The 3,498-nt window shown below is 61.5% G+C and carries 1 protein-coding gene; it reads right to left on the reverse strand.

The genetic code is table 11. The features are described 5' to 3' along the window. Window positions 1–326 precede the first annotated feature (326 nt). Window positions 327–3,464: a DUF5695 domain-containing protein gene (locus ACH2EH_RS18035; RefSeq protein ID WP_395143774.1), complete on the reverse strand. Its 3,138-nt coding sequence runs from the start codon at window positions 3,462–3,464 to the stop codon at window positions 327–329. Between the last annotated feature and the right edge of the window lie 34 nt (window positions 3,465–3,498).

The following is a 3,498-nucleotide window of genomic DNA, read 5'->3' on the forward strand; positions in this document are numbered from 1 at the left end:
GTGACATGTTTTCGAGGGGACGAGTCCCTCTCGCTAGGGGCTAGCGCCGGGCACCCTCCGGGTGCGTATGTACGATCTTCCTGACCCGGAGGGTCACCCGCGCAATGAGGAACGAATGGAGCGCCTAGCGAGAGCAACTTGTTGCCTCGAAAACATGTCACGAGATTTGCGACAGCCACAAAGACATTCGAGCACACGTCCTCCTGGGCCAGGAGATCAAGCGGGACATCTGATGGGTCTTCCAACTCAACCAGAACATCTACTCGGACACTACTTTGCTCTTCCCGCACGAGTAGGAAGACCGACCAGACATTGCGGATGCGTTCCTACTGCTCCAGCACAACCGATGTAGCCCTCCTTTGTAGCTCCACCACGACGGCACCTCGCTCGGTGGGTAGTTTGGTGGTGGGTTTGTGATTACCTTCGATCCGTAGCCGGGCGACGGGGGCATGCTCGGTCTTGGCGAGGAAGGTGAGGGCGACGGCTTTTGTCTTTGTGTCCAATGTCAGTTTCTCGAACTGCCCGGCATCCAGAACGAGCCAGAGCTTGAGGGGGGCGATAAAGATGCGCTGGCGGAGGCTGTCTTGTGGGACGACGGTGATGGTTGTCCCGCGTTGCGTGAGTGCGCCACCGAAGGCTTGCCAGCCGAGCTCAGGGTCGTTGACGATGTAGCACCCCGTATTGAGCGCGTGGCCTAGAAAGCCGGGGCCGTAGTCGCCGGAGTAGTAGTCCCAGCGGAGCGTGTCCGGATTGGAGTGGAAGGCCGCCGACGCAAAGCCGCCCTCATCAATATTGCTCAGGGGGGCCATCATCCCGCCGTAGCCGATCCGCAGGAGGTAGGTGTCGCCCGGGTGGGCGCGGAACTCGGTGAGCACGGGGAGCGCGTTCATCCCGGAGCCGTAGTGGTGGAGCTGCCGCTCGATGCGCGGGAGCTTGCCGCCGTAGAGAAAGTCCCAGTAACGCCGGGCGTTGCTGTTGTAGCCCCAGTGCGGGATTGGCTGCATGTAGCCCAGAATCGAGTTCACTGAGACGGTTGCTTTATCGTCGTAGCCGAAGTGCTTGGTCCAGGCGTAGACCTCCTCTTGTCCCGTCGAGTCCCAGGCCATCTCGGAGCCAAACGGATAGGCTTCTTTGCGCCACTTATCAGCCCGCTTCTTGGTCAGGGCTTCGAGTTCCGTGGCCTGCGCGCTCCAGCCCTCGGCTTGCAGGTCTTTGAGCAGGCGCAGAAAGACCGTCCCCTCCATGAGGCCCAGCTCGGCGTAGCCCACGCGCCCAGAGAACAGAAACTTCGTGGTCTGGAACGCTTGCTCTAAGTACCACTGCCAGTCATGGCGCTTGGTCATTCCCGGCGTGTTTCGGGCAATGCGATAGAGGCTCCAGTAGGCCGCGACCACGTGTGGGTAGTTGAAGCCCCGCCCGATATCCTCCGTAGCCTTCTTGCTCCAGCTGGTCCAGGAGCCCCAGTTGATGTCTTTTCGGTACGCAAACTCAGGGAGCGCTTTCGGGTCGTAGAAGAACAGCGATTTCTTGACGCCGAATTTTTGCGGGCCACTTGCGACTTGCAAACCGCCCCAGAGCACGCCGTCCACAAAGCGCTCGAATTTTTCGACTTGTGCTGGCTCGGGCTGGAGGAAGAGCTTCATCGCCGCTGTCAGCCACGACGAGCCGCCTTCGTCGCCGAGGCCCGCGATCCAGGCACGGCTATCCTGCTCGACGATTTGGTTCAGCTCGCGGTCGTAGCTCATCACCGACGGGCTACGGCCAAACGGGTCGCCGGGCTTCTCGAACCACTGCTTCGTGAAGAGAAAGCTCCCCAAGTTAGCAACGGCCTGAGCGGCGGGCTTGGTGAGCCAGTAATGAACTGTCTGGATCACGCCATCGGCGTAGGTAAGCGTCAGTCGCGCCCGCCCCCAGCCTGTGGCTTTCACCGCGTAGCTCACCCACCCCGCAGGTGTCTTCCCAGCGGGCTTGAGCTCCAGCGCCCCCGCGGGCTCCACGGCGATACTCTTCACCGGCTTGCTGTAGTTTAGTATTAACTTCGCATCGCTGCCTTGCGGGACGATATACCCCGGCACGCCGATTGCCACGGGCCGCCCCGCCGCCGCAATCGCCTTCTCCAGCCCACGAATGCTCTCGGAGAGCACGAAGCGCAGGCCGTAGGTGCGGGACTCACCAGGCGCGAGTGTCGCTTTTGTCGGGACATTCCAGGGCGTGGCTTTAGCCCACTCTTTTTCGGCGTAAGCGGCGCTGTGCGCGAGCCAGGCGTAGGTGCCCTCGAAGGTCTGGCTGGGACGGATCGGCTCTGGCAGTGGCAGGTACGCTTCAAACGGCGTCTTGCCCTCGGGAATCACGGCGAGCGCGGGGCCAGCGCCCGAGAGTCGCGTGACGCGCAAGTAGCCCGCGTCCATTCCGATATAGGGGTCAAAGAACACGCATTTTTCGTGCGCCTGCGGGAGATCCCGATCCGAGATGATGTTGTTAAAGATCACCGGAAAGCCGACGGCTCCCAGCTCCACCGGCACCGTCCCATTGTTGCTCACCGTCGCCCGCAAGACCAACTGCCCACGCTCGGCGAGCCACTGTGTCTTCGTTTCCACTTGCCCGCTGGCGCGTACCAACAGATCACCTAAATGATGAAACCCCTCCCCGAGGCGTGTGAGCAGCCGGTCCGTGGGCAAAAAATCAAAGCCCATTGCATCCGCCACTAACCCGAGTGGCTTGTTCTCACTCTTGGAAAGCGTGAGTGTCAGCCCGCCCGCGCTGATCGTCGTGACGCCTCCCTCGCGTAGGCTTGCTAACGTGAGCGGCGCGACGGCATTAAAGCGCTCCTGATCCACTGTGAATGCTGCCAGGATCTCTTTTTCGCTCAGCGCCGTATCGTGGAGCCGCAGGAGCGCAATTCCCACGGGACCGGAGAGAGACGCACCGTTGTACTCATTCTTAAACGCAGCGCTTCCATTGGCAGCGTTTTGCACCGCGAGGCGAATCGGAAAGCCTTGGGGAGTCGCCAGCCGAATGTCCATGCTGGCCTTCTCCGCCCCGTTGTCGTAGAGACGCGCGGTCTTGCCATCGTAGGTGTAGACCAGGTGGTGCCACTGGCCCGCTTTGGGGGCTCCGTGCCAGCCCATATCGGCACCCCAGTGGGTCGCACCACCGTAGGCTCCGTTGTTGCCCCAGTTCAGTGCGATATTCGTCGCGGTTGGCCCACCACGTCGCCCCCAGCCAATCAGCGTCTCTTCGTCGCCACGCACCGATTCCTTGAACGCCCAGACTTCGATGGTTCTAGGACGCGCTCCGCATAGCTCGGCAGGTGCGACGTGCTCGTAGGTATCGCCCTTGCCATCGAAGAAGACCGCGTGCTGGCCACCCATCAGCCGCAGAGTCGGGCTGCCCACACGGCGAAAACCACTCCAGAGATCTCCCCCCGCATCGGGAGAGCGTGCATCGAGTTCAAAGAGCTTCATGCGGGCTATAATACCTTCATGCAAACCTATTCCG

The organism is Armatimonas sp. (assembly GCF_043760365.1).
GTDB lineage: Bacteria > Armatimonadota > Armatimonadia > Armatimonadales > Armatimonadaceae > Armatimonas.